The 25,202-nt window shown below is 50.0% G+C and carries 21 protein-coding genes; 4 read left to right on the top strand and 17 right to left on the bottom strand.

Annotation, left to right across the window (positions count from 1 at the left end; genetic code table 11):
- Positions 1-72: 72 nt before the first annotated feature.
- The 7 genes from FHS30_RS04445 to FHS30_RS04415 are packed head-to-tail and all read right to left on the bottom strand — an operon-like array spanning position 73 to position 9,743.
- Positions 73-486 (bottom strand): hypothetical protein, encoded by a 414-nt coding sequence (locus FHS30_RS04445; protein WP_183908707.1) that lies wholly within the window; start codon positions 484-486, stop codon positions 73-75.
- A complete protein-coding gene (locus tag FHS30_RS04440) occupies positions 438-926 on the bottom strand; it encodes a hypothetical protein (protein ID WP_183908705.1) in 489 nt (162 codons plus the stop codon). Before FHS30_RS04440 ends, FHS30_RS04445 begins: the two co-directional genes overlap by 49 nt.
- On the bottom strand, positions 919-2,499 hold the full coding sequence (locus FHS30_RS04435) for an AAA family ATPase (protein ID WP_183908697.1): 1,581 nt from the start codon (positions 2,497-2,499) through the stop codon (positions 919-921). The genes FHS30_RS04440 and FHS30_RS04435 overlap by 8 nt, the downstream gene beginning before the upstream one ends.
- A 2-nt stretch (positions 2,500-2,501) precedes the next feature.
- The gene (locus FHS30_RS04430) at positions 2,502-5,564 is read right to left on the bottom strand and encodes a type I restriction endonuclease subunit R (protein WP_183908695.1); all 3,063 of its coding nucleotides are present in this window, start codon (positions 5,562-5,564) and stop codon (positions 2,502-2,504) included.
- A gap of 3 nt (positions 5,565-5,567) precedes the next feature.
- Positions 5,568-6,752 (bottom strand): restriction endonuclease subunit S, encoded by a 1,185-nt coding sequence (locus FHS30_RS04425; RefSeq protein ID WP_183908693.1) that lies wholly within the window; start codon positions 6,750-6,752, stop codon positions 5,568-5,570.
- Positions 6,745-8,229, bottom strand: coding sequence for a type I restriction-modification system subunit M (locus tag FHS30_RS04420; RefSeq protein ID WP_183908691.1), 1,485 nt, complete (start codon positions 8,227-8,229; stop codon positions 6,745-6,747). Before FHS30_RS04420 ends, FHS30_RS04425 begins: the two co-directional genes overlap by 8 nt.
- On the bottom strand, positions 8,226-9,743 hold the full coding sequence (locus FHS30_RS04415) for a type I restriction-modification system subunit M (RefSeq protein WP_183908689.1): 1,518 nt from the start codon (positions 9,741-9,743) through the stop codon (positions 8,226-8,228). Before FHS30_RS04415 ends, FHS30_RS04420 begins: the two co-directional genes overlap by 4 nt.
- Positions 9,744-10,559: 816 nt before the next feature.
- On the opposite strand from FHS30_RS04415, the gene FHS30_RS04410 reads away from it, so the two are divergent.
- The 3 genes from FHS30_RS04410 (at position 10,560) to FHS30_RS04400 (ending at position 11,928) form a co-directional block, all read left to right on the top strand.
- Positions 10,560-10,964 carry a winged helix-turn-helix domain-containing protein gene (locus FHS30_RS04410; protein ID WP_183908687.1) on the top strand — a complete coding sequence of 135 codons (405 nt, stop codon included), beginning with the start codon at positions 10,560-10,562 and terminating at the stop codon, positions 10,962-10,964.
- Complete coding sequence (locus tag FHS30_RS04405) at positions 10,961-11,560, top strand: hypothetical protein (RefSeq protein WP_183908685.1); 600 nt, start codon at positions 10,961-10,963, stop codon at positions 11,558-11,560. Before FHS30_RS04410 ends, FHS30_RS04405 begins: the two co-directional genes overlap by 4 nt.
- Before the next feature lie 185 nt (positions 11,561-11,745).
- Positions 11,746-11,928: a hypothetical protein gene (locus FHS30_RS04400; protein ID WP_183908683.1), complete on the top strand. Its 183-nt coding sequence runs from the start codon at positions 11,746-11,748 to the stop codon at positions 11,926-11,928.
- Between the two features lie 21 nt (positions 11,929-11,949).
- Here FHS30_RS04400 and FHS30_RS04395 read toward each other — a convergent pair whose 3' ends face one another.
- Together FHS30_RS04395 and FHS30_RS04390 are read right to left on the bottom strand one after the other, a co-directional pair.
- A complete protein-coding gene (locus FHS30_RS04395; RefSeq protein WP_183908681.1) occupies positions 11,950-12,540 on the bottom strand; it encodes a hypothetical protein in 591 nt (196 codons plus the stop codon).
- Between the two features lie 2 nt (positions 12,541-12,542).
- Entirely contained in the window at positions 12,543-13,484 is a 942-nt protein-coding gene (locus FHS30_RS04390; protein WP_183908679.1) for a hypothetical protein, read from the bottom strand.
- A gap of 357 nt (positions 13,485-13,841) precedes the next feature.
- Between FHS30_RS04390 and FHS30_RS04385 the strand changes: the two genes are divergently transcribed.
- On the top strand, positions 13,842-14,954 hold the full coding sequence (locus FHS30_RS04385; protein ID WP_183908676.1) for a zinc-binding dehydrogenase: 1,113 nt from the start codon (positions 13,842-13,844) through the stop codon (positions 14,952-14,954).
- Positions 14,955-15,160: 206 nt separating this feature from the next.
- Here the strand turns inward: FHS30_RS04385 and FHS30_RS04380 are convergent, their stop codons facing one another.
- The 8 genes from FHS30_RS04380 to FHS30_RS04345 form a co-directional block, all read right to left on the bottom strand.
- Positions 15,161-16,615 carry a M23/M56 family metallopeptidase gene (locus FHS30_RS04380; protein WP_183908674.1) on the bottom strand — a complete coding sequence of 485 codons (1,455 nt, stop codon included), beginning with the start codon at positions 16,613-16,615 and terminating at the stop codon, positions 15,161-15,163.
- Entirely contained in the window at positions 16,608-16,988 is a 381-nt protein-coding gene (locus FHS30_RS04375) for a BlaI/MecI/CopY family transcriptional regulator (protein ID WP_183908672.1), read from the bottom strand. The genes FHS30_RS04380 and FHS30_RS04375 overlap by 8 nt, the downstream gene beginning before the upstream one ends.
- A gap of 221 nt (positions 16,989-17,209) precedes the next feature.
- The gene (locus tag FHS30_RS04370; RefSeq protein ID WP_343048913.1) at positions 17,210-19,057 is read right to left on the bottom strand and encodes a S8 family serine peptidase; all 1,848 of its coding nucleotides are present in this window, start codon (positions 19,055-19,057) and stop codon (positions 17,210-17,212) included.
- Between the two features lie 488 nt (positions 19,058-19,545).
- On the bottom strand, positions 19,546-20,097 hold the full coding sequence (locus FHS30_RS04365; protein ID WP_183908670.1) for a DUF7010 family protein: 552 nt from the start codon (positions 20,095-20,097) through the stop codon (positions 19,546-19,548).
- A 139-nt stretch (positions 20,098-20,236) separates the two neighbouring features.
- Positions 20,237-21,496 (bottom strand): M24 family metallopeptidase, encoded by a 1,260-nt coding sequence (locus FHS30_RS04360; protein ID WP_183908668.1) that lies wholly within the window; start codon positions 21,494-21,496, stop codon positions 20,237-20,239.
- Between the two features lie 126 nt (positions 21,497-21,622).
- Positions 21,623-22,663, bottom strand: a complete 1,041-nt coding sequence (locus FHS30_RS04355; RefSeq protein ID WP_183908666.1) for a hypothetical protein — start codon at positions 22,661-22,663, stop codon at positions 21,623-21,625.
- A gap of 1 nt (position 22,664) precedes the next feature.
- Positions 22,665-23,963, bottom strand: coding sequence for a hypothetical protein (locus tag FHS30_RS04350; RefSeq protein WP_183908664.1), 1,299 nt, complete (start codon positions 23,961-23,963; stop codon positions 22,665-22,667).
- Positions 23,964-24,063: 100 nt separating this feature from the next.
- The gene (locus FHS30_RS04345; protein WP_183908662.1) at positions 24,064-25,029 is read right to left on the bottom strand and encodes an AraC family transcriptional regulator; all 966 of its coding nucleotides are present in this window, start codon (positions 25,027-25,029) and stop codon (positions 24,064-24,066) included.
- Positions 25,030-25,202 lie beyond the last annotated feature (173 nt).

The raw sequence follows: 25,202 nt of genomic DNA, 5'->3' as shown, positions 1-25,202 counted from the left end.
TACCGAGATGTTGCCTCCGTCTAAAAAAGGGGCGGATCCGAATGAAAACCATTTGTCATCGGCCTTTTTCTCTTACCGCCGTAAATCCGCGTCCAATAATGAGTGCAACATCGCCACTTCCCAATGATTTACAACAGAAAATGCCCTGAGTGCTGAACCAATTAACACTTCCTTGACCTGAACCTCGTCAATCCCATAATCCAACAGACTGGATACTTGCTGAAGAATTGTTACAGCTCTATCTCCCGCCGACTTCGAAAATCTACCGGCCAATTCGAAAACATTAAAGTGATGATCAACTCTTTTTTTATCTTCGTCGCTCCAATTTTTTGGAGGCTGAACAAAATACTCAAACACACCCACACCATCCTCAAAATAAAATCTTGCAAATAACCATCTGTCGGTAAAAAAGTGTGGAGCATCTAAGTAAGGATGTATTATTTGTCCTTCCGCATTTTTGGCAGCTTTTGATCCTTTACTGCCCATATTACAATCACGACATGATGGAATAAGATTAAATGGAAGAACAGAGAAATTAGGATAATTTTTTTCGGCAAGTAATGATCAAGATTTTTAACGCTGCCGATATCACAGCAATATGGACAACGATCACCTGAAGAAACCCTAATTCGATCGTAAACATTTCTACCTGGAAACCGTTTTACCATACGGGTATCATAGAGCTCAATGAGTTGGCTCTTAGTTAACTCTCCAATAACTACGGGATCCTCGAAGACTCCAGCCGAAACTTCCTTCAATAGATATAATTCACCCTTCGCTGCAAAATCAACATAATTCGCCTCTTGAAATATTAACTCCTTTAATACAGCCTCGTACTTTTTCTTATCAGCTTTGCATGTCATGCTGTCGCAGCATGCATTATACGAAGTTTCCATCGAAACTTTGGGAGGCTCAACTTTAATCATTGATAATGCTTTTCTTGTCTCTATCGTGAACCAAAGCTTTGAGAACAGCCCTACCTTCTAACCCGAGACAACCATTCAATTCGTGGATGATTGACTCATAACTCTTGCCATTCTGCACAGAACTCATCAAATAATTATGAAACCCAGACTTTACAACCTCTAATCGAAAGACCTCTCTGGTCAATATTCCGACATTCTCACCGAAAGTTTCGATAGCCGGCCTTTCCACCAACAATTCATCACCGGATCGTAGCAACTTCCAAACACATGATTTTGGAACCTCCTGCAAAACCACCGGCGAATGAGTTGCGATCAAAGCCACACCATTTCTATCGATCAACAGATCGGACAACGTACGAATAAAAGCGGCGAGAAGAGGCGGATGTAAATGACTTTCTGGCTCATCCATTAAAACCAGAGCTTTTTCCTCTACTGTTGCAACTAGCTTGGTTACTGTTAAAAATACAATCGCATGACCGGAACTCAATTTTTCTAAATATGGTTCTGCTAAGGCCTTAAATTTTTCAAATTCCTCATCACCCTCTTTTCCTGTACTTCCGGCATCAAACCCCGCCGAGAAATATAGCTCAGACAGTCGATGCAACTCTAAAGATGCAAAATTATCGTCTGAATTCAAAGTATCCAAGGCAGCCAACCATCGCAGCGTTTTCTCCTGACTATAGAAACACTTTGCGAGAGCCTCAATGCACTCAAGCCTTAGATCCGCTAAGGATTTATGTACTCCATCTTTTTCTGGAGTTTTTAGACCTAGATAAAAATAACAAGTTCCCTTAGAGCGATCAGGTTGATCACTTGGAGGATCAAATGAATCAAAAGCACTGAACGAGACAGAAACCAGACTACTAAAATAATCCTCTTCGATCTCGTCGCTCCCCCATATAGAAACCTCCTGGAATCTTGAGTGGGTTTGATCCTTATTGCATACAGCATAAATCATGTCATTCAATAATGTAGTCTTACCTGCGCCATTTCTGCCAATAATCGCGTGAATATTGGTATTCGGCGACCGAGATCTATCGACCTCAAAAATAAGCCTTAGCTCACTCTGCAATGCGGTTTGTGGCCGCCAAAATTCAAAATGATAATCCGTAAGCTCTACGCCACCATTCATCAGACGAGAGTATTGACCTTTCACCGTCGAAACGCTGCAATCGCGAAGCAGAGAAGTCTTAAACACCTCTTCGCCTATATACCTCTCAAGAAGACTCTGGTTATACACTACATCCCGTAACGCCAACAAAACCGAAGATCTAGCATCGGAATTAAGTTTAGAAATGTTTTTATAAAAATTTTTACTTCCTAGAGAAAAATAGCGTTCACTTAAGTGATAGAACTCAGCATCCAAAGTTTCATATGTACTAGTCTTTTCCGTTTGCCCTGCGAACCCTATCCTCACACCTCCAATTTCATGAAACTCTCCATTAGAATCATGCAGTGCAAAATTAAACATAGTCACAAAGGAATAGTCATTCCAATGGTCTATTTTTAGATAAGCAGTATCCAAACCACTATCTGGGAAAAAATGATTTCTCTGAACAACAACAAACTTCATAATCAATAATGCTCTTCGATGTAAGAATAAGCTTTATTAAAAAGCTCTTTGTCCTTACCCAACCCAAACTGAGCCAGTGTCACCAACAGTGCCTTCTGAATTTCGCGCGGGCCGCTGCTGGAGTTTTGCCAGCCTTCAAATCGGGTGGCTTTAACGATTTTGTCGATCTGCTCTACAACATCGCCGATTAGCTTTGGCGTGGTTTCTGGGCGGGTTTCCAAGAAGAGCTTGGTCAAGGCCTGCTTGTTGTCCTCTTCGGTAACGACGTGGTCGCCGGTTTCGCGCTCGGCTTGCACCGTGTCTTTAGCTGCATCTAACAGACCTTTTAACCAGTCGATGGCTTTGATGACACCGGCTTCGTAGTCTTGACGTAATTTTTCTAGGCGCTCACCCAGCTCAACAAACTTCGGTTCGGTGTGACCACGCAGGCGGCCCATCAAGTCAATTTCGAGCCGCTTCGCGCGCTGCTCTTGCTCTTTGTCGGTCAGGGTGAAAATGGCGTGCTCATCCATGATCAGCTCGTCGATATCGTCGCGGATGCGATTGATGTCGGTATGCTCGTGGATCATTTTAATAGTTTCAGGGCCGAGCGCGGCCCACACCAAAGCACCGGTCTGACCTACCGGACGTACTGACTCATAAATCTGCGCTAGCCATTTGTAATCATTTCTGAACGGACTTAAGAATGGATCGGGATTTATAGCTGACCATAATTTGGATAGCACGCCGAAGCTCGCGGCAAACTCATCACGCTTTTCATTGGTTGGCAGGCACTCTTGCGCTGCCATTATCCCTTCGAAGCCTTCTAGCGTGCGGTCCACATAGGGGAAGAAGTCCAAGCATTTTTTCAGTTGGGCTGGCAATAACTCTTTAAAGGCTTCAATGCCTTCCACCACACCATCAATCTCTTCCGGGTTGTAGGCCAGCGCGGTGCGCAGGTTTTCAAACACGCCAAGGTAATCAATGATGAGGCCCATGTCTTTGCGCACTTCGTCCGTTTCGTACAATCGGTTGGTGCGGCACATGGCCTGCAACAGCGTGTGGTCACGCAGCGGCTTATCCAAGTACATGCAGTAGCAGATTGGCGCGTCAAACCCGGTGAGCAACTTGGCGGTTACGATAATGAGTTGTAACGGGTGCTTGGGGTCTTTGAAGCACTCGATTAAGTCTTTCTGCACCTGATCTTCAGCATCTATGTGCTGCCAACGCTCAAAATCCGCTTGCTGAATCGGCAGCTCCAACTCGTCATGCCATTTGCGCCAGTCTTTATTGACCTTGTCTTTCTTGTCGCCTTCCAGTGCCTTCACGGGTGCCTGGTCGACGTTCATCACCACTTCAACGGCATCAAAGCCGAGCTTTTCACCCAGTAAGTAGTACATCTGCACGCAGGCATCGCGGTCGTACACCACCACCATGCCCTTCATTTTTTTCGGCTTGACGTGGCTGGTAAAGTGTTCGGCAATATCGGCGCTGACGGCGGCCATTCGCTTGGGCGCTTTGAGCATCACCGCTAATTTGCCCGCGCGTTTTGATAGTGCTGCCTTTTCCTCTTCGTCCAGGTTGTTTTCCTGGGCAAGCTGCTCAAACTCCTGGTTGATGGCATCACGGTCTACTCGCAGCTCCGCCAAGCGTGGTTCAAACTTCACTGGGTTGGTAGCGCCATCGCGGATTGACTGCTTGTAGCTGTAGCGATTCATGTAGCGGCCGGGGTCTTCCTCAGCACCGAATAGCTTGAAGGTATTGCGGTTGATACCGGAAATCGGTGTACCGGTTAAACCATAGAAGTGCGCATTGGGAAGTGCCCAGCGCATTTTTTCGCCCAAGCCACCTTCCTGCGTGCGGTGGGCTTCGTCCACTAACACAATAATGTTGTCGCGGTTGTTAAGTCCGTTGGGGTTACTATCGTCGATCTCGATATCTTTAAACTTAAAGATGGTGGTAATCAAAATGCCACGACTGTCTTGCTCGATATGTTCGCCGAGTTTTTTGCAGCTTTGTACTTTGATGAGGTTCTTAACGTCCGCACCGCCAAAGGTCTCGTTGATTTGGCTATCCAGGTCGCGGCGATCTACCACGATCAATACGGTGGGGTTTTTCAGGGCATTATCACTGCGCAGCATCTTGGCGGCGTAGAGCATCAATAAGGATTTACCCGAGCCCTGGAAGTGCCAGATCAGGCCTTTTTTCGGGTAGCCTTTGCGCACACGCTCTACTATTTGCTTGGCTGCTTCAAACTGGGGGTAACGCGGTAGAATTTTAATGCGTTTAGGTGGCGTGTTCTTACCGGTTTTAACCGTTGAAAACAGCGCGAAAGATTCCAGTAACTGCAATAAGGTTTGCGGGTTTAACAAGCCCTCACAGCTATCCAGCACCGATGCCAAGCCGGGCAAAATGTCATCGCGCAGGTCGGTATTGTGCCAAGGGCCCCAGTCTTTTACCCGGGCGTTGATGGCGCCATAAGCAAAGGTTTTGCCTTCACTGGCAAAACACAGCAGGTTGGGCACAAAGTAGGGTTCAACGTTCTTCCAGTAGTGCTTTTTACCACCCATGAAATCGGCGGCGCCGTCTTGCCAGGTCACACTCGGGCGGGTAGCGGTTTTCACTTCGCCAACCACAAGTGGAATACCGTTCACATAAAGCACAATATCAAAATAGACTTCGGTAGCTGCGATATAGTGCACCTGTTGTGACGCCACCAAGTGGTTGTTTTCGAGTTTGTCGAAATCAATCAGGTTGATGGTGATGTGGTCGCCATTCTCACCAAAGGGTAAGGTTTTTTCGGCCATTAACCATTCATGGAAGTTCTCATTGGCTTTTACCAGGCCAGTATGACGTGCTTCCAGCACTACACCACGCAGCTTATAAATCACCTCATCGGCGTAATCCGGCTGTTTGGCGATATCGGGGTTTAACGAACACAAGGCGTCTTTTAGCCACTCATCAACGAAGATATCCTGTGCTTGTTTGGGCAGGTTCTCACCGTGGCAGTATGTCCACTTTACTCCGCTTAAACCTTTTAATCGGTCGATAATTCCATTTTCTGTGACGGTTTGTTCGTTAAACATTATTTATCCCAAGAAGTGATTTAGCAGTGACTTCTGTATTTTTCTATCAAATCTTATGCTTTCAATTTTTCGCATCAATTCCAAAAGCCTCTTCTGTTCGTCTAAACTCGGAAGATAGACAATCAGCTTTTTAAAATCAGCCAAAGTAAGCTTTGGCCTTGTTTGCCCAGCAGTAATCATCCGTACCTGCTGCCTGAAAAATCGAGAATTGGCTACATAAGACAGGTACTCAGGCTCAACAACATCCAAATTAGGTCTCAACCTAATAATGTCAGCCGTAATAATGCCAGTGCCTAATAGGTCCGGATAAACTGCTGAGATCCCTGGGGGCAACCCCATTTTGGTAAAAATCACATCTCCGGCCTGTGCTTTGTGCGCAGCTAATTTTTCAAACTTTTCATCATCGACAAAAATGTTGCTAATCCAATCTAATCGATTTGGTTGGATATCTCTTACAAAGATGACTGGATGCCCAGCGTTTTTAAAATCGCTTACGACCAAATCGCTACCAAACGGACCTATGACGAAACTATTTCTTTCTTTAATGGCCAGATCTTCTAGTTTATATTGCGACCATCCATCTGGAATATTAATTTCTCGAGCTTGTTTTAAGCTGCGAATAGCATGATTTGAATGAGTTTTATGTAGAACCAGCATGTCAGTCAGCATCGATAAGGAAGCTTCGCATGCCGAGGAAATGTTTTCTATTTCAAGAGTTTTTTCCAGAGCCTTCTCCTGTTGCTCTTGCATAGTTTTGTCTGAAAGCTCAAATTTATACTCTGCCAACGACTTAAATTTAGTCCTCGGTGAGAGTGAGCCTGAAGAGGTTTTAATTGACCATTCCCAGAAAGATTCTGATTGAATTAAATATGGTAATAAACCTTTTCTTATGCCGCTTTTGTTGTCAAGAACGATTATGTCACCGGAACAGACCCCATCAAACTCAGCAATTGCTGCCTTCTTCAGGTAAGGACGGCGCTTACCAAACAGGATATGCCCCTTCTTAAATACTCGGGTAAAGCTTGGGTTATCTTCGGCAATGATTCCCCAACGCTTGATTTTGAGAGAGCCAGAATCCAAGTGCTCTAAGCCAATGTAACGTTCATAACCATCGGCAATTGGGTCTTTGGTGGTGAGCTTTACTTCGCGGCAAATATCACCAAATTTAACGGTTTGTTTATCAGTCATTGCGTTCTACCTCGTAACCTAACTGCGCGAGGCTCTGAAATAATTTATTGGTCTGCTTTTTCAATTGAACCCGGCTAACCTTCCATGCCTCGATGGCATGCTCAATATCGTGCACTTCGCCATTGTTTTGCGCTTGCACATAGAGGGGGATCGACAGGTTGTAGAGATTCTCTTTGATGGTTTCGATATCCACCAAAGCGGTAATGACGTTCTGCTTCTCAGGCTCAAAATACGCCTCACAAAGCACAACTAAATCATAATCGGATAAGCGGCTGTGGGCGCGCTCGCGGGTAACGTGTTCCACACCATTGATAAACAACACCTTGTTTTTACGCTCAGCGGGTTTATTGCAATTGAGCACCACCACGCAGGATTCCATCGGCGAGTTGTAAAACAGGTTTGGCCCAAGGCCAATCACCGCTTCGATAATGTCTGACTCAATGACTTGTTTACGGATGCTTTGCTCGGAATCGCGGAACAACACACCATGTGGCCAAAGCATGGCGGCGCGGCCAGTGTCAGGCTTTAGGCTCTTGATGATGTGGGTGTAAAACGCATAATCGGCGCAGCCTTGCGGTGGCACCCCGTAGAGGTTGCGGCCGTAAGGGTCGGCGGCGAACTTATCGCGGCTCCACTTTTTGATGGAGTAAGGCGGGTTGGCGAATATCACATCAAACTGCTTGAGCTGGTCGTTTTCAATAAACTTGGGTTCCGCCAGAGTATCGCCGCGCAGCACATCGAACTCTTCAATGTCGTGTAGGAACATATTCATTCGGGCGATCGCTGATGTGAGCAGGTTTACCTCTTGGCCATAGAGATGCACTGAGCGCCATTCTTCTCCATGGGTGCGCAAATCCATCACCGCATTTAGCAGCATTCCGCCTGTGCCGCAGGTTGGGTCATAAGCGGTCTCACCGGGCTTTAAGCCCATGATGCGCGTCATTAGGTGCACGACTGTACGGTTGGTATAGAACTCAGCAGCGGTGTGACCGGAGTCGTCGGCGAATTTTTTGATTAGGTATTCGTAAGCCTCACCTAGATCATCCTGAGCGACCGATTTAATCCCCAGCGGAATTTTACTGAAGTGCTCAATCAGATCAGATAGCATGTGATCGGGCAGGCGCTCTTTGTTGGTCCACTGGGCATCACCAAACACTCCATGTAAGCGCGGGTTGTTGGCTTCAATTAAACGCAGTGCGTTTTGAATGGCCTCGCCAATGTTTTTGCTGGTATGGCGCACCTTTTCCCAGCGGGCTTCCTGGGGGATATCAAAACGGTGGAACATGGGCATGGCGGCGTATTCGGCATCGCCTTCATGGATCTCCAATGCTTCGGTGTACTCTTCCAAATACACATCCGACAGGCGCTTATAAAATAGCAGTGGGAATATGTACTGCTTGTAGTCTGAGGCGTCGATTTGGCCGCGCAAAAACTCGGCGGCCCCCCAGAGGAGGTTTTCTAAGTCTGCTTTTTTCATATTTCAAAACCCTCTTTGATTAGCAGGGCTTCCAATTCGTTTTCGGCTTGTTCCAATGCGGTGAGCTTTTGCTGAAAATCCTTTAATGCGTCTTCTACCGAGATGGTTTCTTCTTCCAGTGGTTTTTGCACATAGCGCGCAATGTTCAGGTTAAAGTCGTTTTCTTTGATTTCACCGATTGGCACCCAGCGAGCTACACCTTCGATTTCGGCTGCGCCTTTTCTATTTTCTGAACTGGGGCCCTGTTTAACCTGGCTTTTGTAGATGCCATAGATCTCATCAGCTTGATCATTGGTCAGGGTGTTTTGTGCGCGGCCTTTCGTGAAGATTTCTTCAGCATTAATAATCAACACATGATCTTTATGGGGCTTCGGGCGTGACTTTCGCAGCACGAGAATGCTGGCTGGAATGCTGGTGCCATAAAAGAGGTTTGATGCCACACCGATAATGGCTTCGATGCGGTTTTCCTGCAGAAGCTTGGTACGGATTGCGCCTTCAGCACCGCCACGGAACAACACACCGTGAGGCAAGACCACAGCCATTCGGCCGCTATCGTTAAGCGAGGCGAACATGTGTTGCACCCAGGCAAAATCACCGTTGGTTTTGGGTGCCAAACCATACTGTTTACGGCCATAAGGATCTGCAGACCAGAGATCATAGCCCCATTCTTTAAGGCTGAACGGCGGGTTGGCGATCACACAATCAAAGGTTTCAAGGCGATCACTGAGCAGAAACTTAGGGTCACGCAGTGTATCGCCACGCACAATGTCAAAGTCTTCCTGCCCATGGAGAAACAGGTTCATGCGGGCAATGGCCTCGGTGGTTAGGTTCTTCTCCTGGCCTTTGATTTTTAGCAAGCGCGGATCACCGCCGTTTTCTTTAACGTGGTGGATGGTTTCCAGTAGCATGCCGCCGGTACCGCATGCTGGGTCGTAAACGCTTTCACCCGCTTTGGGGTCAAGAATGTTCACCATCAGGCGAACGATGGTGCGCGGGGTATAGAATTCCCCGGCCTTTTTGTTGGCCTTATCTGCAAAGCGCTTAATCAGGTATTCGTAGGCGCGCCCCATGTCGTCGTCACGCACGCTGGCGACGCCTAGATTAACCTTGTTGAAATGGTTGAGCAGTGTGCTCAACAGTTCATCTGACAGGCGATCTTTATTGGTCCAACTGGCATCACCAAAAATGCCGTGTAGCTTTGGGTTCGCTAATTCGATGCCTCTGAATGCATCTTTCAACGCTTGGCCGGCATCTTTTGTGCGGTTGAACACATGACTCCAGTGGCAGTTTTCAGGAATCTGAATCCGGTAAAACATGTCGCCCTTGGCAAGCTCTTCATCACCCACTTGCGCCAAGGCCTGCTCAAATTCCTCGTCATACACATCGCATATCCGTTTAAAAAACAGGATCGGGAAGATGTAGGTTTTATAATCAGAGGCGTCTATGGGGCCGGTGATGATATGAGCGGCGTGCCATAGATGGGCTTCTAGGTCTTTTAGGTTTATTAATGTCATGCGTAATTTGTCTCTGATACCGATTGGGCTTAGGCTTGATGCTTGTCTAAGCCCATGATTTTGCTGGGCAATCTTATCACTTGACTGGGGCGATCGGTGCTTTCTGCTTAACTCGCCACACCGGTCAAATAACGATCAACCCACTAATCAATCCCAATAATTAGCCCTATCAGCCACCACCCACCGCACACCCCCACGGGGATCACCTCCCTCCTGCACAAATTGCGGAATCACCTGTTGGAGCATCACCTTTCAGCCAACAATCCGACTATGAGGGAGCAATAGACAAACATTGCCATCAGCTGGGTACAGAAGGCGTACAGGTTTAAGCTAAGGGCGGTTGCAACTAGAATTGGAGCCGGAGAAGCATCTGGTGTTGTTTCAGCTTTGTGGATCATGCATTGTCCTTTATATACCGCTTGCACTTCCGTGCCCAAATTCCATGGCAACGGAAATTTAACCCATTTAATACATTTGTACCAGAGTACTAGTCGCCTATCCCTTAGCGGGACAGCCACCACAACTTCCCTTAGCGGGACAGCCACCACAACTTCCTATCTTTCCCCGGGATCGACCGGGGCGAGTTACCTTTCTTTAAACGTAACCCAAAGAAAGCCGCCCTTGGTCTTGTAAAGAGACGTCACCCTGCTGGGACCTGATTCCCCACCCCGCCAGTGTCCGCCAGCCCTCAATCAAACAGACAATCGAAAAGCCAGCCTCTGGTCGCACTACAACCCCAATAAGCCAACAATTGGTTTACAAAAACCATATATTGGTTAATATAAAACACTAGTTGGTATAAAAAGGTATTGATTGATGTTTGTGCTAAAAGGTATTTTGCGGGCCGAAAGTCAGGAAAAGATCTTGATTTACCTGCTGTTGCGCGAAAAAGGTTATGGCAAGGCAATTGCCGAATTTTACGGTAGCTCCCAAAACGCGGTACAAAAACAACTTATCCGGATGGAGGAGGATGGTGTTGTGGTAAGCCGTGCTATAGGGAAGTTACAGGAGTACGAACTGAACCCCCGCTACCCCTTTTTAGCACCGCTCACCGCCCTCATAAAAAAAGCAATTGCAGCCTACCCGCAAGATTTAATCACCAAACTCGCAATGACGCGCAACAGGCCCAGGAAAGCAGAGAAGCCAGTGGTTTATGCCGACGAAAAATCATTAAAGGTATCGCGCAGTAAAACCACAGAACAAGCCAAATCGAAGCTATGACAGATATCTCCCAATTTTCAATGCTACAGCTCGCGGGTTATATTGCGCAGCATTTAAAAGCTAGGAATATCGACGTGGTGTTAGTAGGCGGCTTAGCAGTTGCCTGCTATACCTACAACCGCTACCTGACCAAAGATATTGATATGGTAGATATTTCTTACCAATCACCCCGCGCTTTACAAAGTGCCATGAACGCATTGGGATTTCAGAAAAAGGGCCGGGTATTTGTAAGTGACGAAACCGATATTGTTGTCGAGTTTCCCTCGGCGCCACTTTCAGTTGGCGACGAATTCATTACCAACCATACCGAATTTCAAACAGCGCAAGGCGCAATACCGATCTTGCAGGCCATCGATGTAGTTAAAGATCGCCTTGCGGCCTACTTCCATTGGCAAGACAAGCAGTCTCTCGTTCAGGCGCTTTGCATCATGCTTTGTCACAACATCAGCCCAAATGAAGTACAGAAATTCTGCACAAGAGAAGGCTCACAAGAAGCGTTTGAAAAAATTGCTAGCTTTCACAAGAGCCTCAAGAATATTGGCGCATTGGAGATAGAGGATATCGAGCGCTTCGTTGTTACACACTCACTGCCGTGACCTACACACTAACTGCCTGACAGGCCTGCCTCTTTGCTATCGACCGGAACGAGTTACCGTTCTTTGGTGGGCAAGACACGGCACCCAAAGCAAGCCCTTGGTCTTGTGAAGAGACTTCGCCCTGCGAAACCTGATTCCCCACCCTTTTAGCGGCCGCTGCGAAGTGCCGCCCCTGGGATCTGGAAGTGAGTTTGCAGGAGGTGGCGGTGCCGGAGCCGGCCGCGGGGCAGGTGCTGGTGCGCATGCAGGCAGCGCCTATTAACCCGTCTGACATGTGGCCGCTGTTTGGCCCTGCCGAAATGCGCGAGGCCAAGTTGAGCAACGATGGCATGGCGCTGCGCGCATCGGTGTTGCAATCCTGTGCCTAACAGAACAGCCTTTAAAACCTACTAATAAACGTGTTCACCCGCCGCATGCGCTTCCATAAGCTCTGCAGCCTTTTGATGTACTTCGTCTACAGTCACCTCTCTGCCGCCATGAGGCCTAGACTCTATCCAATCCATTAGCATTCTTTGCACATGGCTGGAATTAGCAACGCAGTATTGTGGCTTTCGCACCCAAACTGGAGGACTAAAGTTTGACGCTGAAGTGAACCAAGGACAGTAAGAATAGTTTTTTGAACCAAGATAGCTATCTAAGACGAAGCCCATAGGTATCCGCACTAGAATTGCGACAACGCCCACAATGGTCGCTGCATATAACACATGCTGATAGTGCGAGCCAGTATCTTTGTCTACCAGACGAAGCAGCAAGGCCCAAGCGATTAACAACAACACGAGCGACCCTATTGATGCAGGCAACACCCAAGGCGATAAAGAAATTGCCAACGCACCTTCGTGTATTGCATTCCAATTATTGACAAAATCAGGCAGCATAAAAAATAAAACGCCACACGCCCCACTAATCATTGCGCAGGCCAGCAAAAAGTACTTCAGCCGAACCATTGGAGTTTTTAAATCAATTTGAGTTTCAGAAGGCATGCTTATTTAAACCTGTCAAAATAGGGTACGCCAAAAAGTCGGTGCATAAAGCCGATGGGATCTTCATCTGCATAACTCAGACCCTTTCTAAACTCACGTCTAGTTTGATTAAAGTTTTTCCTGGCTCTTTGTTCGGCATCTATTAACATCTGAGCCAGCTTATCTTCTAGACCTAATTGCTCTGCCGCATAGCCAAGGCCAATAGTCAACACCGCACCTACTATCACCACGGCGACCATAGGCCCTATTGCTACCATCGCAGCGCCAGTGACAACAGAAGAAATTGCCGCCCAAGCAATTGCACCACCCGTTGCTGCAGAAACAATGTCAACAGTTACTCCAGCAACAAAACTATGCCAGGTCATTTTGTCATTCATTAACTGTTCTAGTGCGTGGAAGGCCACTGTAAATATTACTGAAACTTTAATTCCACCCTTTATGGTATCTGCCAGCCCCAGCTTTCCAATTCCCAAACTGACAACTTTTGGGTTGTTGGCCAAATAGCGCGACGCTGTAAGGTGTTGCCTTAGGCCTGCGTAACCGGCAATAACCACATAGGCTTTACCACCACTCACGTTGACCTTGTACTTTGAAAACACCTTGCCGCCTCGTTTTAGATCAGCTGCTAACAGGGCCAATTTTTTACCATCAGCAAGCACTGGCAGAAAAGACCCTAAATATTTACCATTGTCTTTATATTGCTCCCAACCTTGGTGGACCGACGCGACTGATTCGCCCGATACAGCTCCCAACCACTCGGTTATTTGGCTACGGCTCAAGCCCTGACTTTCCTTGACGGAAACGGCGTAAGCCAAAAATTCGCTAGCCGTCAGTGCTACCATTGTGGTGTCGTTTCTCCGCAGCGACATTGCAAGGGCCTGCTGCTGTTGAAAATTATTCGAGGTGTGCGGTGAAACGTGATTGTAGGGGATGGGGTTTGCCATAATACAGTCCTTTGTATTGATAAATTGTGGAGCCACCCGCCAAATAATATTAAGCGGAAGCCAGCTGCCAAGGCATGTTACTTTTTCAAGCTTGGTTAAACAACGGGCGCTTACGCCAATTTACTATACGACCGTGCCAATACCAGTCATAACAAAACTGCCTCGCCAACGTTTTTCAATAGCCTGCTAGCCAACCATAGCCGAACAGCCACTACATCGCTCTTTCTTGCCCGTATTGACCAGAGCGAGCCCACCGCTCCTCACTCACCACGCTAGCCTGCCGCCCTACCCCTTTTCCATTTTGGCCATGCACCGCTATGCTTTACCCATTCCACACAGATACCAAAAGGACACATTATGACCAAGGCCCTACAGCTGTTTTCTGAGATCAAGCAAAGCGGTGCGCTGGAAGTGAGTTTGCGGGAGGTGGCGGTGCCGGAACCGGCGGCCGGGCAGGTGCTGGTGCGCATGCAGGCAGCGCCTATTAACCCGTCTGACATGTGGCCGCTGTTTGGCCCTGCCGAAATGCGCGAGGCCAAGTTGAGCGACGATGGTATGGCACTGCGCGCGCCGGTGTTGCAATCGTGGCTTGGCGCCATGAAATCCCGTTGGGATCAGGCGCTGCCCGTGGGCAACGAAGGCGCCGGTGTGGTTGAAAAGGCCGGTAAAGGCGCCGAGCACCTACTTGGCAAAACCGTGGCGGTGATGGGCGGCGCTTGCTACGCGCAATACTGCTGCGTGCCTATGCACAGCTGCCTGCCCCACCAGGAGGGCATTACCCCGCGCGAGGCGGCCTCTTCTTTTGTTAACCCGCTTACGGCATTAGGCATGGTGGAAACCATGCGCATGGAGGGCCACACGGCACTGGTACACACGGCGGCGGCCTCTAACCTTGGGCAAATGCTGAATCGCATTTGCATTGAAGACAAGGTGCCCTTGGTGAATGTGGTGCGCAAGCCCGAGCAGGCCGAGCTTTTAAAAGCGCAAGGCGCGCAATACGTGGTGGATTCAAGTCTTGAGAGCTACCGCAAGGATTTGTACGCCGCCATTGCCGCCACCGGCGCCACACTGGCCTTTGATGCCACAGGCGGTGGCGAGCTTGCGAGCGATATTCTGGCCACCATGGAGGCCCACCTAAGCCGCGACATCAAGGGCCTGAACACCTATGGCTCCGATACCTACAAGCAGGTGTATTTATATGGCGCACTGGATGTAAGCCCCACCATTTTGCGCCGCGCCTACGGCATGAGCTGGGGTGTGGGCGGCTGGTTGTTGCCACGTTTTATTGCCAAGGTGGGTATGGAGCGCGCCGCAGAACTGCAGCAGCGGGTGGCAAAAAATATCAAAACCACGTTTGCCAGCCAATTTACCGAAGAGATTACCCTCAAGGATATGCTGAAGCCCGAGGTGATAAAACGCTACACAGAAAAGAAAACCGGCACCAAGTTTTTGGTGAATCCGGCCATATAAAACCTGAGTTAGGATTTTTCAGAAACATCCCTGTTCTAAAAATTGCAAACGTTCACCTTGCAATAAAAAGCCGGCATCACTGATGCCGGCTTTTTATTTCTGTGCTGAAATTTTCAGGTTATTTACAGCAACTTATTCATGATTTACAGCAACTTATTCATGATTTACACCAGCTTACTCATGATTTACTCCAGCTTACGCGGCTTCTACATCACCGGCGGCAGGCGCAAACTCGCCTGTTTTCGGGTAGAGGGCAATTCAACATATTGCGCAGGATCTACCTGTTGCTCACCTTTTAGAATTTCAAAGTGTAAGTGTGGCCCAGTGACTTTACCCGTTTCCCCCACTGCACCAATTTTATCACCGCCGGAGACGCGATCACCCGCTGCCACTGCCCGCGAATCCAGGTGTGAGTAGAGGCTGCGCAAGCCATCACCGTGATCGATGATGATGATTTTTCCGTAATTGACTTTGTCGCCCCAAACATCGGTCGATACCAGCACCTTGCCATCGGCGGCAGCCAACACCGGAGCGCCTTTGCCAATAGCCAAATCCACGCCCTTGTGAAACCGGTCCTTTTTTTGCCCAAAGCTCGATGTGAGTCGTGCACTGGGCACCGGGTTAACCCAACTACAGTGTTCGCCACTACCAGCGAGGGCCGAGCCTGGCTGCACTAGAAATGCACCAGCTACCAATACCGTCACACCACAAGCCGTTAGCAGGCGGTGCATCCAATTGCATTGCGCAGTGTGGGCCACATTCAAAATTCGTTGCATTCGCATGGTTGTTGTTCTCCTTGTGTGTTTAATAAATGCCACTGCAGCAATGGGCTCGCCGCTTTGGGTTGCGCGCAAAATATTGAGCATGGCCTGCGCGTAGGTTTGTGCCAAATGCGGGCGCTTTTGCAAAACGGCGTTGTCACAGCTCGATTCAACAGCCCAATTAAATTGGTCCAGAAGGCGCAATAAAAACGGGTTAAACCAAAACAGGCAGCGCAGGCACAGGGCTACACAGGCAAATACCGTATCAGCACGACCCAGATGGGTAAGTTCATGTCTAACCATCAATTGAAACTGCCGCAAATTTAACGCAGACAGAGAGACTTTAGAGATCACCAACGTTGGACGTAAAAGACCAATCACAAAGGGGGAGCAACGGCGTTCTGTGACGCGAATTGTCAAACGCTTTTGGCGCTGTAGCCGCTTGAGATACCGCGAGGTTGCAGTTTGATCGCAATTAAGGACGGCAGGCGTTTGTCCAAGCCAACGACGCAGCTGCCAACTTTTTAGCACCGCAACAGTGATGCGAGAGAGAGCAACACCAACCACTAACACCATCCAAACAACACACAACCACACAGTGAAGTCTGTGCCAGTGGCAACCCTCTGCGCTTGAGGCAACACTTCATTTGCAGTGAGTGCTACCGTTGCGAGATCCGGCAATGTCAAAAAAGATGGCGGTAAATTTTTGGCGGGCAAGAGCACAACCACTATGGGCAATAGGCAGCAGCCTACTGCCAGCAACCAAAAACTGCGCCACTGTGCCGCTACCACCCAGTAACGGTCCGCCAGTAGGGTTAGCCCGTAAACTGCGGCGCTGAATAACACCAAAAAAATACTGAAAACGGTAAAGTCTGTCGCGATGGCTAACCCACTATTCATCTTCATCTCCCTGCTCCGCGAGCAAGCGCTCAAGGTCGCGCATTTCTGATGGGTCCAACAGTTTACTGTCTACAAACATCGAGACCGGCAGTGGCCCATCCACCTCCAGCACGCGGCGAGAAAAGTCTTTCACAAAATGAGCCAAGGTGCTGACCTTGCTCGCTTTCGCTCGATAGACCTTCAACCCGTGCACCTCTTCCGCAACCACCAGGGTTTTTTCCACCATGCGATCCAAGGTTTTCCGAGTTGACGAATAAGACCAACCCAAGGCCTGCTGGACTTGATCGTGTAACTCCCGGGCACTCTGCGGCTCTTGGCGCCAGAGTGATTTCAGCAAGGTGAGCTCCGTCGGCGACGGCTTGTGGTGCTCCATGTAATGACCTCGTTAAACAATGTTGCCGCCCGTCAACCATAAAAGAGCGGTGACAGGGCTCGTGATACGACACAGATCACCATGATGCGACACTTGTCGCAGCAGGTCAAGATCGCACGGCCATCTGTCGCAACGAAGCCACAAAAAAGTAGACCTAAAAATTGACGGCCATAAAAAAGGGGCAGCCTAAGCTGCCCCTGTGATACGAACGATTAGCTAACTCAATTTGCTTTTAAACGCAGCTTCACATTGGATGACGTGGAGTAACCGCGAACATCCATGTGCCAGCGACCGCCGGCGGGATTACTGAAAGTACACGTTTCAGTATTGCCCCACTTGTAGGGCCGGCAATCCCAACTGCTGGTGGTGGATTGGGCACCGAAACGCACATACAGATCAGCATCGCCGGAGCCACCAGAAATGCTCACTTCGAGGCTGCTGTAACCCGCTGGCAAATCGTAGTAGTGGCGCGACCAGCTGCCCTGATTGACATTGATTGTCGCAATTTCCGTGTCAACGGGGCTCGGGCCCGTGGATGTGCTGTAGCTACCTGTGAGCGAAACGCCGCTAAAGCTATTGTAGGCTTTCACGCGCACATAGTAGGTACCGGCACCCTGGGTCATATTGCACGTTTCATTGTTGCCGCTGGAATATGGGCGGCAATCCCAGGTACCGTCTGTAGGTGCCGCGCCATAGCGCACGTAAAGATCGGCGTCACCCGTTCCACCGCTGGTTTGGAACTTGATATTGCTCGAGCCGCTGGGCACAACCATGGTGTACGTTAGGTCATTACCCGTGCTGGCGCTCAAACCGGTAACCGGCACGCCATTCTCCAGCTCATTGCCACCGGGCGGTGGTGGTGGCGGTGGTGGAGTACCATCGAGCAGAGAATAGAGCATCAGGTTGGGCGAGCCTTTGACATCGCTAATCGCGCCCGTTGTCGCCGAACCTTCCAGGGCTGACTCTACCTGAGCGGGCGTTGCCGTTGGATTGCCTTCGAGATACAGCGCGGCCACACCGGCCACGTGTGGGCTGGCCATGGACGTTCCGCTCATAGTGGTGCTACCACCGGATTGTGACGTTGAGGTAATGCTTGAGCCCGGCGCAAAGATATCCACGCAGGAGCCATAGTTGGAGAAGTAGGAACGCGCATCGCCTTGTGCCGTTGAACCCACCGTCATCGCGCTGGGAGCACGAGCGGGCGAATAATTACAGGCATTGGAATTGTCGTTACCCGCGGCGACCACTGTCACTACGCCAGCGTTAACCAAGTTAGCCACGGCAGAATCCACAGCCGAAGACGCTCCGCCGCCCAAGCTCATGTTCGCTACCGCAGGTTTAACGTGATTGGCTGCAACCCAATCGATACCGGCAATCACTCCGGAGTTGGTGCCGCTGCCGCTACAGTTCAGTACCCGCACACCGACGATGGTGGCACCCTTGGCCACGCCCCAGGTGCTGCTGCCCACGGTGCCCGCTACGTGGGTGCCGTGACCCTGACAGTCAGAACTGTTGCCGTCGTTATCAATAAAATCCCAACCATTTTGCACGCGACCACCGAAATCGGAGTGGGCATTTACGCCGGTATCAATCACGTAGGCCCGAACGCCGGCACCTGTCGCCGTGTAGTTATATTTGGTGTCCAGAGAGCTGCTGCGCTGATCGATGCGATCAAGGCCCCAGGTGGCATTGTTTTGGGTGGCATTGATGGACACTACTTGGTCTTGCTCAACGATCTCAACCAATGGGTGGTTGGCCAATCGCTGGGCCGCCTTTTCACTCATGCGCATTACCCCACCTTTCAAGGCGGCGCTGAAGTGCTGACTGGCGGTGGCGCCGTGCGACTTGGCCAGGTCGCCAATTTTGGACTCCACTAACGCGCGCACTTGTGCGGGCGCCATGGATTGCGCCTGAATCCCTAGGCTATTTTCTTTTAACACCACAATGTATTGGCTTTCCACGGCAGTGTCGGCTGCGGCAGCGATAAACTGGCCAGCATGACTGCTCGCGCCAGCCATAATACTGACGGCAAACGCCAAGGGTTTTAGAGCATTAATTGGTTTTTTCACGTTCGTTCCTCGTATTATTCTCAGTCGCTTTTGCGACCACTTTATTGAAGAGTTTTCATTCGATGTACAAACAGTAAATTCTGAACTGCACACATCTCAGAAATATCGAAGGAAAATTTTGACAAGCCCAAAAAGGCTAGAAGAAAAACGAATATTAGGCGCGCAATTACTGATTATTTATTGACTAAAGTTCAGCTGAAAATTGCCAACGATGATTTAAGTGCCTGAATTTCTTATTATTTAATGAACTGACTTGTGTCCGTTTTTATAAGAAGATTCAGGCTCAGGTGTGAGCCGCAAAGGCAAAAAGGGCCCCAATAAAAGTACTTTAGTACCAAATAATGCGCACTACTCCATGGGACTACGACGCAAGGCGGGGAGAGTGTGTTTTTTATTGCTCGATAAATTGGACAATAAGCGCGCCACTTCAAAGCTAAACGCGCCATTTCCATCAAAGTGGACCTCACCGCCCACCGTGATGCCCAACATCACTCACTAGGCACGGATCTTGGCGTCAGCCTGAGCCGCACCAACTGCACACTGGCAAAGCCAACCTCCAAGAAGGCTCCCAGCGCCGCTGCTTGTGTTGAAGTTGCGCCCACTACAACCAAGGGATACGCCGAAAACGCCAGCAATAATCCCAACCCCCAATAAGCCTTCAAGCCATACAAGGTGGCAAAAGTCAGGTAGCGGCCGCCGATAACCAGCAGCATGGCGGGGAAAAACAACAGTGGATTTAGCAGGAAAATTCCATACACAATCGGCAGCGAAAAAATCAGCCACGCCGTGCTCGCTAGCGCGAGCCCGGCCAACGGGTTGTCACTGCGATGTCGTCCCGAGGCACCGCAGAGCTTTGCCATCAGTACCGCCAGCGGGTGAATCAGTGCGCCGCCAACAAAAAATAACCACACCGTAAGCTGGGCGCTCGCCCAGAGTGAAACAACGGCGGCTCCCGTCCATACCAGTCCCGACACCATGACACCTAGAAGCCCGTCGAGGTAGGCACTGCGCATGTCCGATTGCGCTATTTGAATATCCATTTTCCATTCCCTTTAAGTTGTTTTGGCGCCGCCGTTTGGCCTCTACTCGGGCACCTGAAACTGCGCCAACAGTTTAACCTTTCGCTCGCGCTGTTGGCTTGGTGTTCGGTCAACGTACACCGCCATTCGGCCAGCTGTTTTACCCCAGCGATCCCAGCGGCTGCTGCAGACTGCTAGGCGGCACCGTAAACCATTGAGGCCCGGTGTCGGTCATGTACAAACAATCTTCAAGGCGCACGCCAAATTCACCGGGTATATAAATGCCCGGCTCGTTGGAAAAACACATGCCGGGTGCAAGTGCGGTGGTTTCACCGCGCACGAAGTTCACCGGCTCGTGGCCTTCCATGCCAATACCGTGGCCAGTGCGATGGCTTAAACCGGGCAGCTGATATTGGGGCCCGAAGCCTTGCTTTTGGTAGTAGGCGCGCACGGCGTCGTCTACCTTGCCTGCGGCCACGCCGGGCTTGGCTGCTTCAAACGCCACGTTCTGCCCTTCACGCACCAGCTGCCAGATTTTTTGTTGCTCGGCATTTGGCTCGCCATATACAAAGGTGCGTGAAATATCCGACTGGTAGCCCTCTACTGCACAACCGCAATCCATGAGCACTATCTGCCCCTCTCTGATTTCTTGCGGTTGATCAGAGCCGTGTGGGTAGGCGCTGGCCTCGCCAAAGAGTGCCATTGTCCAAATTCCTTCGCCGCCCAGCGCTGCCTGGGAATTGCGCATCAAGTTGTTTACGTCTTGGGGCGTCATGCCCTTTTGCAATTGCCCGTACACAGCGCCATAGGCCAGTAAGGTAATTTCGTTGGCCTTTTTCATGAGCGCAAGCTCGGCGGCGCTTTTGTACATGCGGCACCCGCGAGTAATGGGATCTGCCGATACCAGCTGCAGTTTGGGCGCGGCCTGGCGCAAGCCATCGGCCACAAACCAACGCACGCTGGCCTCAAGCCCAAGCTTGCCGGCTTTTATGCCTCTGTCGCCCAATAATTGCGCTACGCGCTCAAAGGGGTTTTCGTGCTCGTGCCAGGTGCGCACATCGTCGCCAAAAGTCATAGATTCGCGCACGCTGGGCTCTTCGAAGAAGGGGGTAACAATGCCAATGTCGCCAGCGCGGGGAATTACCACACAGGTAAGGCGTTCGCTGCGCCACCACTTAATGCCCGTGAAATACAGCATGGCAGGGCCGGGCTCCAGCACTATGGCATCGATTTTATGCCAGTTCATCAAGGCCTGAGCTCGCGCCACCCGCGCTTCGCGCTCAGCCACAGAAATGGGTTTTATATCATCAGTAATGGGCGCCAAGGCCGGGGCGTCGGCCTCTTTAGCAAGGCCCGGGACGGCCAGCGTGGCCGCAGCCATAAGTGCTGAGCCCTTGATAAGTTGACGTTTGGTAAACATGCCTCGCTCCTTGCACGCCGGGCAGCAAACGGCCCGATGGGAAAATAGGAAAACCCAATACTAGCAACCCATGGCCCAAGGAGCACCCGCCCGGTTCACATTTGCCAACCGGGCAGGCGTAAAGGATTACGCCGGTGGCGGGACTTCTTTGCGGAAGGATAGAGGGACGGGGCCAATGTCGCCGTGATACCCCACATAATGCACCTGACCGTTGCAATTTACCTTTCCAGCAACAGCCCGACTCTTGATTAACTCATCAATAAAATCTGAAGCCTCTTGAGAAGATATTACATCCGACTGCCCTGCGGGTGGCGCATACCCAAAGCAGCTTGAGCGCTTAATCACAGACTTCGCCAAATATACATATTCTGGCGAAGGTGCAAGTATTGGTGCATTTTTCTCTAGTGATTTAGCCATTTCCGCAATTTTTTCCGCAGCATCACCCTTAAAATTGAATGCTACGCTTTGGACCACCTGAGCAATAACCTCACGAAATGGCTTAATCGGTACGCGAAGGTGGCTTCTATAGTAGTTTCCCGCATTACTTACTTTTCGCCAAATTGAGCCAGACAAAAGCAAATATTTATCATCGTCTATGGGCATACGCCATTGACACAAATGGACAGAGTCCCTGAGCTTGACCACTTCACTGTAAAGTGCAGGATTATCGCTGACTTCTACCCATTGGCAGTTAACGGCATCGAGATACATAGGTACACGAGAGTCCGTAAAGTCAAACTCATTTTCCGATGGGACCTCTAACGTGCAGGAAGCAGCAACTATTTCAGTTTCCCGCTTTATAACGTCTATAAAATTGTCAGGGTTAAAGAGCGACTCGTTTACACCTAATGAGCTGACTTTGATTACTCGGACGGTAAAACCTACTTCGCCTATAGATGGTGAAATAAATGGCGCGCCCTTTACATTCCAAGAGGATCTGAAAATATCTTTGTATAGGGTTGGACAGCTGTCTTCGATGTCAATAAGGCGTTCATACTCATCTGCCGCTATAGATACTTTTAGTTTTCCAGGATTGTCCTGCTTTATTTTGCCGCTAGCCCGGGGCGCCTCGAAAGCTAGTTTTAACGTATCCAGATCCCTTGAATATGAGTTCACCGAGTTAAAAGTCGGTGCTGAGGGCATTTTTTCACTACTGAAAGGCCACATGTTATTTCGCACCACTATTCATTTTTGCATAGACCTTATTCAACAACTCCGATTCGGCTTGGTCCTTACGAGTGTGATATTCATTAGTCAGACTTGGAACGCATTTAGCGCCAATTTTCAGCAATTGATAGGCCACCACTAAACCTGCCGCACCAATTCCAAATTGCCCCCAAAGTAGTGAAGCGCCTGCCAATGAACCGTAGTTCTTGGTTGCTGTCATGCCGAGATCATTAACCCACTGCAGTCCCTTCCCGGGAACCTTATCGGCTGGCGTATCTTTCCTTAAAACTGTCAGCCCAGTTTGTATTTCTGCTACACCAAATAAACTACCTCCAGCCATTTGGCCGATACCAAATCCCTTGTTAAACCAATTGGGTTCTGCAATATCCATATTGAGCTTGCGCCTATAGCTGTCTGCAACAGCATGACTGGAGGTATTATCGCTTAAAAATATCGACTGTTTTCCTTTCAGGTCCATTTGCTTTTTGGCAAGTAGCTTCATAGCTTCAGTCAATACATAAGAACCTCCACGATGAGAAGTCCATTCAATGTTCAACTCCCTTTCGTGAGCATCCTGCATATAAGCTGTCAGTATAGATGCCTCTTTCTGTTTACCTGCATTGGTATGGACCAATGCGCTATTCATTATTGATTGCCAGCCAGACTTTAATAATCCGGGTACCGGGGAATAAAACAGATGATACCCGGACTTTTTGAGTTCAGCCTCTTTCTTTGGACTTCCTTTGCAAATATGTGAAGGCATATAGCGTGCTGCCTCCTCGATATCTTCAAAGTAACCGTTAACACCTATTTTTAAACTGCTTTGCTTTGAGACGGAAGACAAATCTGGCAACCAAGTCTTTGCCACCCATTCTGGCCCACTGGCCGATTTAGCTGATTCAACTGCCCACATCCCGGCTCTTTCGGTTTTTTTTGCATCTCTACGAGTCAACCTTATCGCGAGTATCTCAATCGCCCCCTGCCCAAACACCCCAGGCACCACTTCATACTCAATTTCGAACCCCGAGTGCACAAGGCAGCGGCGGTTTGGGCGATGGGGTTGGTATTGGGCGTTGGGCAGATCGCCGCCGGCGCGCAGGCGGTCTACAGCTTTGGTCATGCTGAGGGCGTGGTAGCCTTCTGAGGAGGGTTTGGCGGCCATGGCGTACATGGCATCCAGAATCTGGCGCTGATCGTTTGCCACCATTACGCGGGTGCCGGCGCCACTCTTGAAATAGGGGCTGAGGCCGGTGCTGGTGGAACCAAGGGCGGGGGCAACGCGGGGGAGTTGGGCGTTCATGGGCTTTCCTTGTCTGAAAACTGATCCTGACAGGGAGTGTATTTTCAGTAGCGTGGAGCCTCAACCAAAAAGGCGGGTACGGGCGTGCCGTAAATTCGCCTTAGCGCGCTTTAAACTGCGCAGGGGTTATGCCCCGCCAGCGCTTAAATGCTTTGGCAAAACTGCGCTCATCGGCAAAACCTAGGTGCGCCGCAATATCCATCGCATGGCTGCCCGCATCCAACATTTGCTCGGCAACGGTTGCGCGCACGTCATCTTGCAGTAATTTAAAGCTGCCGCCTTCAAGCCCCAACTTGCGATTGAGGTGACGGCCACTCATGTGCAGTAATTCGGCAATATCATCTTTACCCGCGGCGGGGTGCTTGCGAATCAAATCGGCCACAGCGCGTGAAAAACTGCTGCTGCCCAAGCGCTGTAGCGCTTCATCGGCGAGCACTCGCATGCGTTCAAAGACTTGGGCATTGGACTGTACCATCGGCAGTTGCAACTGACTGGCATCAAACACAAATACATCGGCGATTTGATCGTAGGCCACGGGGCAACCGGTGAGCTGTTCCGCCAAAGCGACATCTACCGCAGCGGGATGTGCAAAGGTAATGCGCTGAGGTTTGAAGGCGCCATCGGTGAGCCATCGCGACACCGCTAGCGTAGCGCCCATCACCGCTGACACCCTTTGATCGCGGCAGGTTTCGTAGTGCGGTGCATAAATTAACCGGCACTCAGTGCCCGTGCGCGTCAAGGTAAACTCGCCCCCCTCCCCCACGATGCGGTGGTAATCGATGAGGGCATCGAGAGCCTCTTCTAAATTGTCGCAACTCATCAACAAAAAGCCCACCACATCTAGATTGGCAGGCTGTACGTTCAACCCCGCACGCAGTCCAAACAGCGGATCTTGACTGGCCGCTACGCAGGCTTCCCAGAGCGCATCGAGCGATCGCAGCGGCACGCGCTCGTGCTCACTGTGGGAGGCCAGCCACGACTGTATGTCGGCGGGTAACTCTGCCGAATGACGCTGCAAGGTCTTCAAAATTGCGCGGGTAAAATGGATTGTTACGGTCAGGGGCATGCAGGTCGCACTCGTCTTAATGCCGGGGCAATGATGATGAAGAAAACGGTTGGCTGAACCGCTGTGTCCCGCTTGGTGAAATTTGGTCCCGAATGGCGCCAGTTTCCTGCGGTGCCTTTGGGTAAGCTAATGACAATGCTGACTACTATAACGAAAAACACTGCGCAAACCGG

Source organism: Simiduia aestuariiviva, assembly GCF_014192475.1.
GTDB lineage: Bacteria > Pseudomonadota > Gammaproteobacteria > Pseudomonadales > Cellvibrionaceae > Simiduia > Simiduia aestuariiviva.
The sequence above is the reverse complement of the archived record's forward strand: the minus strand, read 5'-3'. Positions and strand labels throughout refer to the sequence as shown.

What these genes read in the sequence shown, in the direction of transcription:
- FHS30_RS04375 (WP_183908672.1), bottom strand. Translation starts at nt 16,988, where the DNA reads ATGGAGCACCACAAGCCGTCGCCGACGGAGCTCACCTTGCTGAAATCA.
- FHS30_RS04445 (WP_183908707.1), bottom strand. Translation starts at nt 486, where the DNA reads ATGGGCAGTAAAGGATCAAAAGCTGCCAAAAATGCGGAAGGACAAATA.
- FHS30_RS04405 (WP_183908685.1), top strand. Translation starts at nt 10,961, where the DNA reads ATGACAGATATCTCCCAATTTTCAATGCTACAGCTCGCGGGTTATATT.
- FHS30_RS04430 (WP_183908695.1), bottom strand. Translation starts at nt 5,564, where the DNA reads ATGTTTAACGAACAAACCGTCACAGAAAATGGAATTATCGACCGATTA.
- FHS30_RS04395 (WP_183908681.1), bottom strand. Translation starts at nt 12,540, where the DNA reads ATGCCTTCTGAAACTCAAATTGATTTAAAAACTCCAATGGTTCGGCTG.
- FHS30_RS04415 (WP_183908689.1), bottom strand. Translation starts at nt 9,743, where the DNA reads ATGACATTAATAAACCTAAAAGACCTAGAAGCCCATCTATGGCACGCC.
- FHS30_RS04365 (WP_183908670.1), bottom strand. Translation starts at nt 20,097, where the DNA reads ATGGATATTCAAATAGCGCAATCGGACATGCGCAGTGCCTACCTCGAC.
- FHS30_RS04385 (WP_183908676.1), top strand. Translation starts at nt 13,842, where the DNA reads ATGACCAAGGCCCTACAGCTGTTTTCTGAGATCAAGCAAAGCGGTGCG.
- FHS30_RS04350 (WP_183908664.1), bottom strand. Translation starts at nt 23,963, where the DNA reads ATGAACGCCCAACTCCCCCGCGTTGCCCCCGCCCTTGGTTCCACCAGC.
- FHS30_RS04380 (WP_183908674.1), bottom strand. Translation starts at nt 16,615, where the DNA reads ATGAATAGTGGGTTAGCCATCGCGACAGACTTTACCGTTTTCAGTATT.
- FHS30_RS04425 (WP_183908693.1), bottom strand. Translation starts at nt 6,752, where the DNA reads ATGACTGATAAACAAACCGTTAAATTTGGTGATATTTGCCGCGAAGTA.
- FHS30_RS04360 (WP_183908668.1), bottom strand. Translation starts at nt 21,496, where the DNA reads ATGTTTACCAAACGTCAACTTATCAAGGGCTCAGCACTTATGGCTGCG.
- FHS30_RS04355 (WP_183908666.1), bottom strand. Translation starts at nt 22,663, where the DNA reads ATGTGGCCTTTCAGTAGTGAAAAAATGCCCTCAGCACCGACTTTTAAC.
- FHS30_RS04390 (WP_183908679.1), bottom strand. Translation starts at nt 13,484, where the DNA reads ATGGCAAACCCCATCCCCTACAATCACGTTTCACCGCACACCTCGAAT.
- FHS30_RS04345 (WP_183908662.1), bottom strand. Translation starts at nt 25,029, where the DNA reads ATGCCCCTGACCGTAACAATCCATTTTACCCGCGCAATTTTGAAGACC.
- FHS30_RS04420 (WP_183908691.1), bottom strand. Translation starts at nt 8,229, where the DNA reads ATGAAAAAAGCAGACTTAGAAAACCTCCTCTGGGGGGCCGCCGAGTTT.
- FHS30_RS04410 (WP_183908687.1), top strand. Translation starts at nt 10,560, where the DNA reads ATGTTTGTGCTAAAAGGTATTTTGCGGGCCGAAAGTCAGGAAAAGATC.
- FHS30_RS04435 (WP_183908697.1), bottom strand. Translation starts at nt 2,499, where the DNA reads ATGAAGTTTGTTGTTGTTCAGAGAAATCATTTTTTCCCAGATAGTGGT.
- FHS30_RS04440 (WP_183908705.1), bottom strand. Translation starts at nt 926, where the DNA reads ATGATTAAAGTTGAGCCTCCCAAAGTTTCGATGGAAACTTCGTATAAT.